10 protein-coding genes and 2 pseudogenes are annotated in these 13,230 nt (G+C 68.1%); 8 read left to right on the top strand and 4 right to left on the bottom strand.

Translation table 11 applies throughout. From position 1 onward, the window contains the following. The first annotated feature begins 7 nt into the window (after nt 1-7). Together ABFO07_RS32220 and ABFO07_RS32215 are read left to right on the top strand one after the other, a co-directional pair. Entirely contained in the window at nt 8-1,996 is a 1,989-nt protein-coding gene (locus tag ABFO07_RS32220) for a phenylacetate--CoA ligase family protein (protein WP_347469919.1), read from the top strand. A 52-nt stretch (nt 1,997-2,048) separates the two neighbouring features. Further along, a complete protein-coding gene (locus tag ABFO07_RS32215; RefSeq protein WP_347469918.1) occupies nt 2,049-3,266 on the top strand; it encodes an MFS transporter in 1,218 nt (405 codons plus the stop codon). A 71-nt stretch (nt 3,267-3,337) separates the two neighbouring features. Here the strand turns inward: ABFO07_RS32215 and ABFO07_RS32210 are convergent. After that, a pseudogene (locus ABFO07_RS32210) lies at nt 3,338-3,490 on the bottom strand (bleomycin resistance protein); the annotation flags it as partial. A gap of 215 nt (nt 3,491-3,705) precedes the next feature. Here ABFO07_RS32210 and ABFO07_RS32205 point away from each other — a divergent pair. Next, a complete protein-coding gene (locus tag ABFO07_RS32205; RefSeq protein ID WP_059806299.1) occupies nt 3,706-4,614 on the top strand; it encodes a LysR family transcriptional regulator in 909 nt (302 codons plus the stop codon). Nucleotides 4,615-4,626: 12 nt separating this feature from the next. Here the strand turns inward: ABFO07_RS32205 and ABFO07_RS32200 are convergent, their stop codons facing one another. Further along, nucleotides 4,627-7,251 (bottom strand): ATP-binding protein, encoded by a 2,625-nt coding sequence (locus ABFO07_RS32200; protein ID WP_347469917.1) that lies wholly within the window; start codon nt 7,249-7,251, stop codon nt 4,627-4,629. On the opposite strand from ABFO07_RS32200, the gene ABFO07_RS32195 reads away from it, so the two are divergent. Genes ABFO07_RS32195 through ABFO07_RS32185 form a run of 3 tightly spaced genes read left to right on the top strand, consistent with a single transcriptional unit; the run spans nt 7,228 to nt 8,517 of the window. Then, the gene (locus tag ABFO07_RS32195; RefSeq protein ID WP_124518844.1) at nt 7,228-7,542 is read left to right on the top strand and encodes a hypothetical protein; all 315 of its coding nucleotides are present in this window, start codon (nt 7,228-7,230) and stop codon (nt 7,540-7,542) included. The two genes, ABFO07_RS32200 and ABFO07_RS32195, sit on opposite strands and share 24 nt — an antisense overlap. A gap of 16 nt (nt 7,543-7,558) precedes the next feature. Next, nucleotides 7,559-7,864 carry a hypothetical protein gene (locus tag ABFO07_RS32190; RefSeq protein ID WP_124518845.1) on the top strand — a complete coding sequence of 102 codons (306 nt, stop codon included), beginning with the start codon at nt 7,559-7,561 and terminating at the stop codon, nt 7,862-7,864. A gap of 11 nt (nt 7,865-7,875) precedes the next feature. Next, nucleotides 7,876-8,517, top strand: coding sequence for a hypothetical protein (locus tag ABFO07_RS32185; protein ID WP_059566817.1), 642 nt, complete (start codon nt 7,876-7,878; stop codon nt 8,515-8,517). Between the two features lie 35 nt (nt 8,518-8,552). Here the strand turns inward: ABFO07_RS32185 and ABFO07_RS32180 are convergent, their stop codons facing one another. After that, nucleotides 8,553-9,179, bottom strand: a complete 627-nt coding sequence (locus ABFO07_RS32180; RefSeq protein WP_311732939.1) for a DUF3331 domain-containing protein — start codon at nt 9,177-9,179, stop codon at nt 8,553-8,555. Nucleotides 9,180-9,372: 193 nt separating this feature from the next. Here ABFO07_RS32180 and ABFO07_RS32175 point away from each other — a divergent pair, with 193 nt between their 5' ends. Further along, on the top strand, nt 9,373-10,356 hold the full coding sequence (locus ABFO07_RS32175; RefSeq protein ID WP_059566815.1) for an alpha/beta fold hydrolase: 984 nt from the start codon (nt 9,373-9,375) through the stop codon (nt 10,354-10,356). Between the two features lie 90 nt (nt 10,357-10,446). On the opposite strand, the pseudogene ABFO07_RS32170 reads toward ABFO07_RS32175, so the two are convergent. After that, nucleotides 10,447-11,943: pseudogene (locus ABFO07_RS32170) on the bottom strand (ATP-binding protein); the annotation flags it as partial. Nucleotides 11,944-12,213: 270 nt separating this feature from the next. Here ABFO07_RS32170 and ABFO07_RS32165 point away from each other — a divergent pair. Next, the gene (locus tag ABFO07_RS32165) at nt 12,214-13,122 is read left to right on the top strand and encodes a helix-turn-helix domain-containing protein (RefSeq protein ID WP_059806312.1); all 909 of its coding nucleotides are present in this window, start codon (nt 12,214-12,216) and stop codon (nt 13,120-13,122) included. The last annotated feature ends 108 nt before the right edge of the window (nt 13,123-13,230 follow it).

The raw sequence follows: 13,230 nt of genomic DNA, 5'->3' as shown, positions 1-13,230 counted from the left end.
TTTCCCCATGCACGACATTACCGATCGCATCATCACGCTCTCCTCGCTGTTCGACGCCCTGCGGGACGAGCCTCGCTGGCGCCGGCAACTGACGCCGCGGCAGATCGCCGAGATTGCCTCGCTATTCGATTCGCTCGCGCTCGAACAGGCCGTCTGGCGCGGCCTCGGCAACTTGCATGCCCTGCCCTGGGTCTACCATGCCGATCGCAACGACGTGACGGAGCTGCGCCCGCGCGGCGCCGTCACGATCAGCAGCCGCAGCCTGCCGGCCCAGTGGCGCGGCGTGCTGCTGGCATGGCTGACCGGGAATCGCGTGGCGGTGACCAGCGAATTCGTTTCATTCTGGGAAGCCATCGAGTCGGCGGCCGCTGCGGTGCGACAGCACGTTTTTCTGCCATTCGCGTTCTCACTGAACCCTGCATCGCAAGACGACGCGATTCTCGTCGAGGTTCCGCCGTTGCAATTGCCGGATGACGAGGACGTCGGCGCCCCGTCGATTCGCTATCGAATTGCACCGGGTGCCGCCACGCCCTATCCGCTGGAGCTGGACTTGTCGCATGCCTGGAGCGCCGCATTGGTCGACCGGACACGCCTGGCCGGCATATCGCTGAGCGATGCACGCCGGGAGCAGAGCGCCGCCCGAAAGGCGCTGCGCCTCGACAGCCGTGCGCGCTTCCTGTTTCACAAGATCCGGCAGTTGTCCTACTATCGCGGCTCGACGTTTCCCGACACGCTGGCGCGATTCAGCGACGTTCCGGTACTGGGCAAGGCCGAGCTGGAAGCGCATTCGCCACCCCACGGACGCGGCATGGGCGCCGGTGCGCTGCCTACCGGCGAGGTGCTGGTCTCCGGCTCCAGCGGCGGAAAGAAGCGCTACATCCCGTACTCGCAGCACGACTGGCAGAGCATGCTCCAGGAAGCCGTGCAAATGCTGTACGACTCCGGAATGGACGGGGACTCCAGCGGCGGAAAGAAGCGCTACATCCCGTACTCGCAGCACGACTGGCAGAGCATGCTCCAGGAAGCCGTGCAAATGCTGTACGACTCCGGATTGACGCCGGGCGACAAGGTCGTCAACACCCTGTACGGCGGACATCTGTACGGGGGCATGCTGACCAGTTCGCAGGAACTCGCGCAGATGCCGGTGGAGTCCTACACCGTCGGCCAGAATGTGACACCCGAAGAACTGGTCCATTTACGGCAGGCGTTCGGCGTCAACGTCATCATCGGCATTCCCAGCCTGCTCGAAACGCTGCTGAGCGGCGCCAAGCGCATCGATCCCGCATTCCGGATCGACAAGGTCATCTACGGCGGCGCGGCCTGGCAGGAAAGCCGCAAGCGCTGGCTAAGGGACGAATTCGGCACGAGCGTGGTGCGCAGCATCCTCGCCGCCAATGACGGCGCGCAGATCGGCTACCAGAGCGCAGACCTCGGCGGCGCCGCGCATCTCCTGGTCGACGACTACAACTATGTCGAGATCGTCGACGACGACGGGAAACCGCTGCCGGACGGCCAGCAAGGGCACATCCTGATCACCAACTGGCAAAAATTCGACTATCCGCTGGTTCGTTACCGGATCGGCGATGTCGGCCGGATCGTCCCCCATCCCCAAGGGCGCGTTCTGGAATACCTGGGCCGCAGCGACGGGCTGATCATCGTCAATGACCGCCAGGCGCTCTATCACCAGGACGTCGCCGACGCCCTCACACACGTGCCGATCATCCAGTTGCAATTGAGCATCCGCCGCCATCAGCAGTTCGAAACCTTGCGGGTCAACATCGAATCGCCGGAAAGCCTCGATACGGCCGCGCTGAGACAGCATCTGATCGATACGCTGCCGGCACTGCAATCGCACGGCATGATCTCCGAACAACTGCTGCAGTTCGAGGTGGAGGTCGTCCAGGTGGCGCGGGACACGCTGGTTCGCAGCCCGGTCAGCGGCAAGGTGCGTCTGGTCGAGGATCTGCGCGAGATCGTCCTGGAGACGATGCCGTGATCGAAGCGACGCTCTGTCCGGGCCCGCGTCAACTCGAGGGAGCGAGTGCCCAATGACCAAGCCCCCGATACTCTGGCCTCTGTACGCGCTGGCCTTCCTGCTGAATTTCGGCCGCGCCCTGACCTTCACCTTCTTTCCGATCTACCTGTCGACGAGCCTGGGGTTTTCTCCCTTGCAGGTGGGCTATGTCCTGGGCTTTCCCCTGATGATCGCGACGCTGGGCGGCGTCTATTGCGGGATCCTGGTCGACCGTTTCACGCCGCTGCGCGCGCTGCTGCTCGTGATCGTGGCATCCGCCGTGATCTATGCGCTGATCCCGACGACCAGCGGGTTCTGGTTCGTGTTCGTCTACCTGACGCTCATCGAGCTGTCGTTCACGACCATGCACCTGTCGATCAAATCCCTGCTCACCGGCCTGCTGCCGGAACAGCAGCGAAGCGCCGCATTTTCGGCCAACTACACGATCATCAACGTCGCGTTCTGCACCGCGCCGGTGGCCGGCATCGCGATCAGCCGTGTCTCGCCGCGGCTTCCGATGCTGGTGTCCGCCGGCTTGATCGTGGCGGCCCTGGCCATCCTGATCGTCCATTTCCAACGCTACCGCATCGATGCGAACACGGCCGGCCCGCAGGCGCGGGATCGCCTCGGAGCAAGGGAGATCCTGGCCGTGCTCGCCAGCGATACGCGCTTGCAGCTGTTCACCCTGGGCGGATTTTTCAGCTCGCTCGTCTACGCGCGATTCGCCACCTACCTTTCCCAGTATCTCGGGCGCGTGACGTTCGAGGCACAGGCCATGGAACGCGTGTCGCTGATCACCGCGGTCAACGCCGCAACCGTCATCCTGCTGCAATACCTGGTGGGGCGCCGGATATCCACCCGCAACATGCTGGCAGCCGTGGTGGCCGGCAGCGCCATGCTGGCAGCGGGGCTGCTGGTTTACGATCGTTCCGTGCTCCCCGCCGTCTGGATCGCCGGAACCCTCCTCTTCACGCTCGGCGAGATCCTGATCGTGCCTGCGGAATTCCTGTTCATCGATGCGATCGCGCGCCCCGACATGAAGGGTGCCTATTTCGGCGTCCAGAACATTGCGATGCTGGGCGGCGGGCTGAATGCCGTCTTCTGCGGGTTCTTGTTGAACAGCGGGCTCGGCGCGAACGCCCTGTTCTACTTCATGGTGTTTTTTTCCATGGTGGGCTGCCTGTTCTACGTGGCAGGCGTTCGCCATCAAGCCGGCGCGAAACCGGTCGGGCCGGCAAATGGGGAAGCTTGAGCATCGGTAGTCCCTCTAACCACCCACTCTCGGAGCGCCGACTCTGCCGCCCCACACTTCCCGCTTCGGCCGGGATGCTGGAAAAACGCCAGCAGCAGGTCGCCCCGCTCGAGAATCATCCAGTCGTCATCACGCCACGATTCCACGAAGCCGGGCTTCGCATGGAACAGCGACGTCGCGCGGAAATCGCGCGACCGGAGATTGGGGCTGGCAAAGTCGGTCAAGGCGGAGTCTCCGTTGTAGCGCTATAGAAGGCTGATCGAGCGGGCGCCAACGCATACGCTACGCCGAGAGTCGATTCCGCAATGACAGCACCCGCCGCGCACGCGACGCCTGATTTTTTCCAGACGATATGTACGCCGCCCCAATCGGGCGTTAGCATGCATCCCTGACGCCCGGCTGCTCGGGCGTGCATCGTTTTCTCCACGGAAATTCCCAGATGAAGCTTTCCTTCGAAGCGCTCGAAGCACTGGACGCGATCGACCGCACCGGCACGTTCGCCGAAGCGGCCGAGTTGCTGCACCGCGTCCCGTCGGCGCTGACCTATCTCGTCCAGAAGCTCGAAAGCGATCTCGGCGTGGTGCTGTTCGATCGCAGCGGCCGCCGGGCGAAGCTCACGCAGGCCGGCCGCGTGGTCGTCGACGAAGGCCGGCGGCTGCTGTTCGCCGCGGGCCAGCTCGAAATGCGGGCGCAGCGGATCCAGTCGGGATGGGAAGCGGAACTGCGCATCTGCATCGACGAGATCATGCCGTTCGCGGCGCTGTGGCCGTACGTCCATGCGTTCGACAAGCTGCAGATGGACACGCGCCTGCGCCTGTCGACCGAAGTGCTCGGCGGTTCCTGGGACGCGCTGATCACCCGCCGCGCCGACCTGATCGTCGGCGCGCCCGGCGAGCCGCCGGCGCTCGCGAACATCGTCACGCGCCCGATCGGCGAGATGCGCCACATCTTCGCGATCGCGCCGCACCACCCGCTCGCGGCCGAGCCGGAACCGCTGACGATGGCCGACGTCGCGCGCCATCGGCGCATCGTCATCAGCGATACGTCGCGCGAGCTGGCGCCGTGGTCGATCGACGTCGAGCCCGGCCAGCAGGTGCTCGCCGTGTCGAGCCTCGCCGCCAAGGTCGCCGCGCAATGCGAAGGCCTCGGCGTCGGCGCGCTGCCGGCGTGCATCGCCGATCGCGAGATCGCCGACGGCAAGCTCGTCGCCCGCACGGTCACCGGGATGCGGGACGTCACGCAATGCTTCCTCGCGTGGCGCGACGACGAGGTCGGCCGCGCGCTGGGCTGGTGGATCGAGCAGTTCGACCGCCCGGACCTGATCGAGCGGTTCACCCAAAGCCTCTGACCGAAACGGCCGTCAGGTCGCCACGCTTTGCGCGGCGGCGGCCGGCCGCTCGATGCCGGCGAGCGTGCCGCCGAGCCGCATGAGTTCCGCGACGAGCCAGCGTTCGCCCGTTTCTTCGCAGCGCTGCAACGCGGCGTCGAGCACGGCCTTCGCTTCCTCCGCGCGACCGTCGGCGGCGACGTAGCGCGCGTATTGTGCGAGCAGGAACGTCCGCGGCGCGCCATAGCCCGTTTCCGACAACGCGTCGAGCGCGGCACGGAACGGCGCCGCCCGCGACGCACCCGCGCCGGTCGCGGCCTTCACGCATTCGTCGTAGCAATCGCAGCAGGCCAGCCATACGCGAAAGCCCGCGCGGCTCGCGCACGCGCGCAGCGCGGCAATGCCCCGCTCGGCCACGTCGAACGCGCCGGCGAGCAGCGCGACCGGGATCAGCCCCTCGGCCAGCACGTTACCGATCACGGTGTCGGGCGCGTAATCCCTTGCGAGGTCGAACGCCTGCGTCGCGCTGCGCAGCGCGTCGTCCGGCGCGCCGAGCGCCCACTGCACGCGGGCGAACATCGCCTGCGCGACGATCCCGTGCTCGGGGTGCAGGCCGGCCTCGTGCCAGCGCCGTTCGCCGTACGCGCACACGCTCAGCATCTGCTCGAGCCTGCGGTGCGCGGCTTCCTGCTCGCCCGCATAGTGAAGCGCGCTTGCCTCGGCATGTAACGCGAGCACCTTCGCCGACCCACGTTCGCTTCCGTGCGCCCGGGTGCGCAGACGGCGCGCCCACCGCAATGCGTCGCGCGCATCGCCGGCCTGCTGGCTCGCGCTCCATCGGCCCCACAGCGCGCGCAGCTCGTATTCGGCGTTCCCCGCCGCGACGGCGAGCCCATGCACCTCCGACCAGGCCGCGTGCACGGCCTGCGTCGCGTTCGCCGTATAGGCCAGCGCGACCGCAAACGCGGCGAGCAGGCGCATCCGCGTGTCGTCGGACACCGGCCCGACGTCCGGATCGCGCGCCGCGGCCAGCGCGACGCGCGCCCGCTCGCAGCATTCGTCGACGAGCGACAGGTCGAACAGGCACGGCACCGCGACCGCCGCCAGCGCGATGCCGACCGTCTTGTCGCCGCTCGGCGAGAAGGCCCAGTCGAGCGCGGCGCGCAGGTTGCCGAGCTCGTGCCGGACAGCCTCGAGCCAGGCGGACGCCCGCGCGTCGAATCGGCCCGCCGGCGCCTGCATGAACAGCGTGTGGAAGAAACGCGCATGCGCGAGCGCCGCGGCCTTGCATTCGCCGTTGTTCTCGAGTTGCCGAAGCGCATAGGCGCGCGTCGTCGCGAGCAGCCGGTAACGCGGCGCGCCGCGCGCGTCCTCGCGGATCAGCAGCGATTTCGCGACCAGGCCGGCCACCGCGTCGAGGATCGCCGTGCCCGACAGCACACCGCCTTCGACGACGTGCTCGACTGCCTCGAGCGAGAAGCTGTCGCGGAACACGCCAAGCCAGCGCAGCAGCATGCGCTCGTGCTCGTCGAGCAGCCGGTAGCTCCAGTCGTACATCGCCTGCAGCGTCTGGTGGCGCGGCAGCGCGGTCCGGAAGCCGCCCGTCAGCAGCCGGAAGTGGTCGTCGAGATGCGTCGCCAGCACGTCGACGCCCAACAGCGCCGCACGGGCCGCCGCCAGCTCGATCGCGAGCGGCAGGCCGTCGAGGCGCCGGCAGATCGCCGAAATCAGCAGCAGGCCGCGCGTATCGAGCGGAAAGCCCTGGTCGGCGGCACGCGCGCGGGCGATGAACAACTGCACCGCGCTCGTCGCCAGGATCGCGTCGCAACCGTCGGCTTCGCCGGGCACGTTCAGCGGCGGCACCGGGCGCAACCATTCGCCGCGAATGCGCAGCGCCTCGCGGCTCGTCGCGAGGATGCGCAGGTCCAGGTGGGCGTCCGCGAGCGCGCCGGCGAGCTGCGCGACCGCATCGATCACGTGCTCGCAGTTGTCGAGCACGAGCAGCATCCGGCGATCGGCGAGGTGGGCGACGAGGGCGTCGAGCGTGGCCGGCCCCGTCGGCTCGTCGATGCCGAGCGCGGCGGCGAGCGCATCGGGCACGAAACGCGGGTCCGACACGGCCGCCAGCGGCACGAATGCGACGCCGTCGGCGAAGCGGGCGGCGACCTGCGTCGCCACCTCCACCGCGACGCGGGTCTTGCCGATGCCGCCCGCGCCGACCAGCGTCACGACGCTCGCGGCATCGAGCGCGGCGATCACTTCCGCGATCGTCTGCTCCCGGCCAATGAGCGCGGACGACGCGACGGCGCACCGCGGCAGCGCGTCGCGCGGCGCCGGCGGCTCGTCCGGCGCGCGCGGCGCATCGTCGTCGCGGCGGAGCGCGAGCCGATAGCCGCGGCCCGGGACGGTCACGATCAGGTCGCGATCATCGGCAAGCGCCTTGCGCAGCGCGGCGATATGCACCTGCAGGTTGTTTTCCTCGACCACCGTGCGCGGCCACACGCGCTGCATGATGTCGTCCTTCGATACCAGCGCGCCATTCGCGTGGATCAGCAGCTCGAGAATGTCGAAGGCTCGGCTGCCGATCCGCAACGGCTCGCCGTTCGCGCGGATTTCACGTCTATCGAGAAAGACTTGAAGTGCTCCAATGTGGATCATGGCGATTCGGTCTTTCCTGAAATGAGTCAACGGCGGCAGGCGCGGCATGCCGCCGGTCAGGCTATCGATGCTACGTCTTATGCACGTTTCCATGCTTTAAATATTCAGAACCCACTGATCAAATTTATTGAAATGACGCAGTGCGGCAATCCGGACATGCCCTGCGTTGACGCGGGTCTGCCGAGTTTTCGGGCAATATTTCAGCGTCCGGCGTGCTTCCCGGTATTTCATTCCGAAGATCATTTTAATCGGCTGAATGGCGCGACAGCCGCGCATGCTTTATACGAATGAATATTCGAATTTACCCATGCATTCATATTCCAGCCGTGAACCGGCAATTCCGCGCCGCTGCCGTGCGGTGCTTCGCTTCCGCTTCAGAACGATTCAGGTTTTGCGCAGGACTTTCGGTGGACGGCCGCGCACACTGCAGCACAGCGACGGCACAACGGCCCGCTCGCGCCGGTGCGCGCCGGCGGCGTTCCTTTCACCGACACCGGACCTACCCACCCAAATGAACGACGCACCGACCGCCGACACGATCGCCTTCGACAGCGGCATTGCCGCGCGGCACGACCGCCGCGCGCGCGCGATGGCCGCCCGGTTCGCCCGCTGAGGACGACGACGATGGGACGAAGCGTCGCCGGCATCCCGATTCCCGACAGCGCACTCGCATGCGCGGCAGCCGCGACGGTGGCCGCGCAGGAGCCGGAGATCCTGTACCGGCACGCGATGCGGGTGTTCCTGTTCGCGTCGCTCATCGGCCGGCGCCGCACGCTGGCGTTCGATTCCGACCTGCTGTACGTCGCCGCGCTGTTTCATCTCGTCGGCCTGACGGAGCGTTACCGGCATTCATGCCAGCGCTTCGAGATCGACAGTGCGAATGCCGCGCGCACGTTCCTCGCCGAACACGGCGTGCCGCCGACGGACTCGGCCGACGCGTGGCAGGCGATCGCGCTGCATACCGCATTCGGCCTCCATTCGCACATGGCGCCGCTCACGGCGCTGCTCGGCACGGGCGTCGAAACCGAGTTGTTCGGCGCGCACTTCGACGAAGTCACGCGCGCCGAGCGCGATGCCGTGCTGTGCGCGTGGCCGCGCGGCGCAGGCTTCAAGGAGCTGTTCCTCGAAGCGCTCGCCGAAGGCCTCGCGCAGCGCACGGCGACGACCTTCGGCAGCATCGGCGACGACGTGCAGGAGCGGTACGACCCGAACTACCGCCGCATGAACTTCTGCGGCCGGGTGCTCGGCTCGAACTGGCAGGACTAGTTCCGCGGGCGCGCGTGAACGAAGCCCGGCGAGCGTCACCGCTGACGGTTGAAGCGGAGGATGAGGCTGTCGATTTCCGTCGCGAGGATCATGTCCGCGCAGTTGGCCGGGAGTTTCTCGCCCCGGCACTGCGGCTTGTAGACCGCGTCGCCGATCCGGATCGACCGCCCGCTCAGCGCGCAGCAGCTGCGCTTGCGGGACTTCGCGCTGATCCAGCGCTGTTCGTCGTAGCGAAAGCGCGTCGCGTCGCTCCACGACAGCAGCACCGCCGAGCCGGTCTGCCGCTCGGCGGCGACGACCGTGGCCCGACGGCGCGTGCTGCCGCTCGACGGCACCGGCGCGGCGTTGCGGCGGCGGTAGCCCGCGCCGCTCGCATCGCGCAGCGATGGCGGCATTGCACGTCCGGTCTCGGGAGATGCGTCGAGCAGCGTGATCATCCGCGCCCAACGGCTGAATTCGTTCATGGCGGCGTGTCCTTGGAAATGGCGCAGCCCCCCGTTCGCGTCGCTGTCCGGCACCGGCAGCGCGGCGTGGGCCGACACGGGGCGACGATAACCGTTGCGCGATGAAAAGTCCTTTAGCGAATCTGAATCGTTCTGGCCGCGCTTCCGACACCGCCGACAGGAATCCGAATCACCCCTCGAATCCGTGCGCGCGTTCAAGAAATTTCAGGTCGCTTCAGTACACGCCGGGGGGCTGACGTGTAGCCTCCCCGCTGTGTTCGTATCCGTCGCGATCGCATCGTCGCATCGTGACAGCGAGCGCCTTGCGGTTGTCGGGCGAGGTTGCCACGCACCGATCACCTTCATCATCGTTTCACGCGGTGTCGTTCCGCCGCACGCTCAAGGAGACCCCATGCGTTCCACGCAAACCGACGCCGTCGAATCGACCCGGCGTCGCGAGATGCTGTTCGCCGGCGCGACGGCCGTCGCCGCCGCCGCGCTGCCCACCGCGGCCACTGCCGCCGGCGCGCCGAAACAGGCCGCCGCCCCTTCTGCCCATCACGGAGCCCATGCCATGAACACCATCACGACGAAAGACGGCACGCAGATCTACTACAAGGACTGGGGCGCCGGCCGCCCGGTCGTCTTCTCGCACGGCTGGCCGCTGTGCGCCGATGCATGGGACGCGCAGATGCTGTTCCTGGTGCAGCACGGCTACCGCGTGATCGCGCACGACCGCCGCGGCCACGGCCGCTCGGGCCAGCCGTCGCACGGCAACGACATGAACACCTATGCCGACGATCTCGCCGCGCTGCTCGACGCGCTCGACCTGCGCGAAGCCACGCTGGTCGGCCATTCGACGGGCGGCGGCGAAGTTGCGCACTACATCGGCCGCCACGGCACCAGGCGCGTCGCGAAGGCGGTGCTGATCGGCGCGGTGCCGCCGATCATGGCGAACACGGCCGCCTACCCGGGCGGCCTGTCGATCGACGTGTTCGACGGCATCCGCAAGAACGTCGCCGAGAACCGCTCGCAGTTCTACAAGGATCTCGCGGTGCCGTTCTTCGGCTTCAACCGGCCGAACGCAAAGGTGTCGCAGGGCACCATCGACGCATTCTGGGCGCAGGGGATGATGGGCGGCATTCTCGGCCAGTATCTGTGCGTCAAGGAATTCTCCGAGGTCGACTACACGGAAGACCTGAAGAAGATCGACGTGCCGACGCTGATCCTGCACGGCGACGACGACCAGATCGTGCCGATCGATCATTCCGCGCACCTGTCGGCGAAGCTCGTGAAGAAGGCGCAGCTCAAGGTGATCCCCGGCGGCTCGCACGGGATGTGCGTCGTCGACGCCGACAAGATCAACGCCGAACTGCTCGCGTTCCTGAAGGCGTAACGCGCCGGCGCTCGCGGCGACGCCCGGGCGCCTCGGGCGCCGCGAGCGCCTGCCGGCGCGCGCCGAATTCGCTCACGCGTGCCGGCGCGGCGGCGGCGCGGTGCCTGCCGGCTGCCATTCCCGTTGAAATTCCCGCTGCAATACCGGCATCGATGCCGGCCCGGCCAACGCCTTTTCGCCCGCCCGCTCGCGCGCGTAGCGCGCATGGCATACGGCGACGCGTTCGAATTCCCCCTCGGCGCGCAGCTTTTCCAGTGCATACGCGCGGGTCGATTCGCTGAGCCGGTACTGCGCGCGGGCGGTACGGAACTCGACGCTCAACAGCGACTTCGCGACCAGCTCGCCGAGCCCGCCGATGGTCTCCTCGATCGGCGTACCGAATACCGCCGCCACCGCGCACGCGGCATCGAACGTGAACGGGCCGAAGAAGCATCCGAGGCGCCGAAACAGCGCGCGCGCCGCGGGGCTCAGCAGCGCATGGCTCCAGTCGAACGTCGCGCGCAGCGCCTGGTGGCGCGGCAGCGCGGCTCGCAAGCCGCCCGTCAGCAGGTTCAGGCGGTCGTCGAGGCGCGTGGCGACGCCTTCGATGCCGAGCGTCGCGACGCGCGCGGCCGCCAGTTCGATCGCCAGCGGCAGCCCCTCGAGACGCCGGCAGATGTCCCCGGCCAGCCGGATGCCGGCTTCGTCGGGCGCGCAATCGGCCGTCGCCGCGCGGACGCGGCAAAGAAACAGCTGGACCGCGGAACAGCCGGCGATCTCGTCGGCTCGCGCGCCGCTGGCGGGCACGGCGAGCGGCGCAACGCGCAACATCTGCTCGGCCGGGACGTGCAGCGGCTCGCGGCTGGTCACGAGCATCCGCAGCGTCGCGATGCGCGCCGCGAGCGCGTCGACGAGACCGGCAACCACGTCGACGACGTGCTCGGCGTTGTCGAGCACCACCAGGCAGCGCGACGCGGCGAGCGCGTCGGCGATGCCGTCGATGCCCGGGTCATCGTGGCCGGCCATGTCGAGCGCGGCGGCGAGCGCGCGCAGCACGTCGTCGCGCGTCGTGGCGCGCGCGAGTTCCACCCAATGCACGGTGTCGCGCGCGCGGCGCCGCAGGTCGCGGGCGACGTGCGCGGCGAGGCTCGTCTTGCCGATGCCGCCGGCGCCGACCAGTGTGACGACCGGCATCCGGTCGAGCATGTCGACGATCTGGCCGATCTCGGCCTGCCGCCCGATCAGCGGCGCGAATGAGGAAGGCAGGCCGTCGCCGCGCAGCGGCGCGTGCTCCGGCCGAGCCGCCGGTGCATCCGCGCGCGGGCCGGCCACCAGCATGTAGCCCCTGCCGGGCACGGTCTTGATCAGGTCGCGGCGGTCGCCGAGCAGCTTGCGCAACGCGGCGACGTGCACCTGGAGGCAGTTCTCCTCGACGATTACGCCCGGCCAGACGGCGTCCATGATGTCGTCCTTCGACACGACGCGACCGGCCGCGCGATGCAGCACCTCGAGAATGTCGAACGCGCGCGCGCCGATGCGCAGCGGCATGCCGTGGCGGCGAATGTCGCGCTGTTCGAAATCCACCGACAACGTCCCGATCTGGATCATGGCTGCCTCCGGCGACCTTTCGACGATGGCCCGCCGAACGCTGCGGCATCGGGCCGGGAATCGGCGCCCTGCGCCCCCTGACGCACGATCGTGACTGGCATTGCCACGTGTGCAACCCGACTGTAAGCAGCCGCGGGCCGCCTGTCTTGAACGAAAGTCCACTGTGTGGGGGGCACGCCGCGGATTTTCGTTCAATTATGCTTGGGGCTGTCACGCGTCCCGTATAAACTGGCCGCCGGATTGTTCGCTCCCCTTCAAGGATTCCGCGCCATGTCGCCTTCACTCGCCGCGCCCCCCGCACCGCCGCCCAAGGACACGCTCGGATGCGTGGCGGGCCTGCTGTCGAGGGATGTCGAACATGTCGCGGACGGCCTCACGCTGCATCGCAAGTGCATGCCCAGCGAGCAATTCGAGCGCATCGTGATGCCCGCCTGCGACCGCGGCTTCCTGGTCGGCGTTTCGCTGAACGACGGGCATCGACGCACGTTGTATCGGGGTGCGCGCAGCGCGGAACGGTCGTTCCGCCATCACTCGATCTACATCCGGGACTTTTCCGAGCATTTCCACGCGGACCTCTACGGCAATTTCGATTTCGTGCTCGTGGAGCTGTCACGCGCGTATCTCGACCGCCTCGGCGACGAACACGGCGGCGCGCCCATCGGCGGCCTGACCTGCGCGGCCGACGCGCGCGACCCGCTCCTCGGCCATCTCGCGCATGCGGTTGCCGACAGCCTCGACGTGCCGGGCGCGCTCAATACGCTGTTCGTCGAGCAGATGGGGCTTGCCATCGGCACGCACCTCGCGCGCCGCTACGGCAGCGCGGCCCAGCGCGACCTCGCGCGCAAGGGCACGCTGTCGCCCGCGCACCTGGCGCGCGCGAAGGAACTGCTGATGCAGAAGGCGAACGCCGGCGTGTCGCTCGCGGATGTCGCGCAGGCGTGCAACCTGTCGCGCGGTTATTTCATCCGCGCGTTCTCGCGGACCACCGGCCGCACGCCGCACCAGTGGCTGCTCGATCAGCGCGTAGCCGAGGCGCGGCGGCTGATCGAAACGACCGCCATGACGCTCGCCGAAATCGCCGCGGCGTGCGAATTCGCGGACCAGAGCCACCTGAGCCGCGTGTTCGCGAAGGTCGTCGGCCATGCCCCCGGCGCGTGGCGGCGCGGCGCGGGGCGCTGAACCGACGCTTGCGCCGGCGCATAGCCCATCGCACGGCGCAATGCAAGTTAATCGTTATGAAAATTCCGGCGGCGGGGACGCATTCAGAACGTTTCATGTGACGGCGCG

This window comes from Burkholderia stagnalis, assembly GCF_039848545.1.
Lineage (GTDB): Bacteria > Pseudomonadota > Gammaproteobacteria > Burkholderiales > Burkholderiaceae > Burkholderia > Burkholderia stagnalis.
This window is presented reverse-complemented; position numbering and strand designations above follow the sequence as displayed.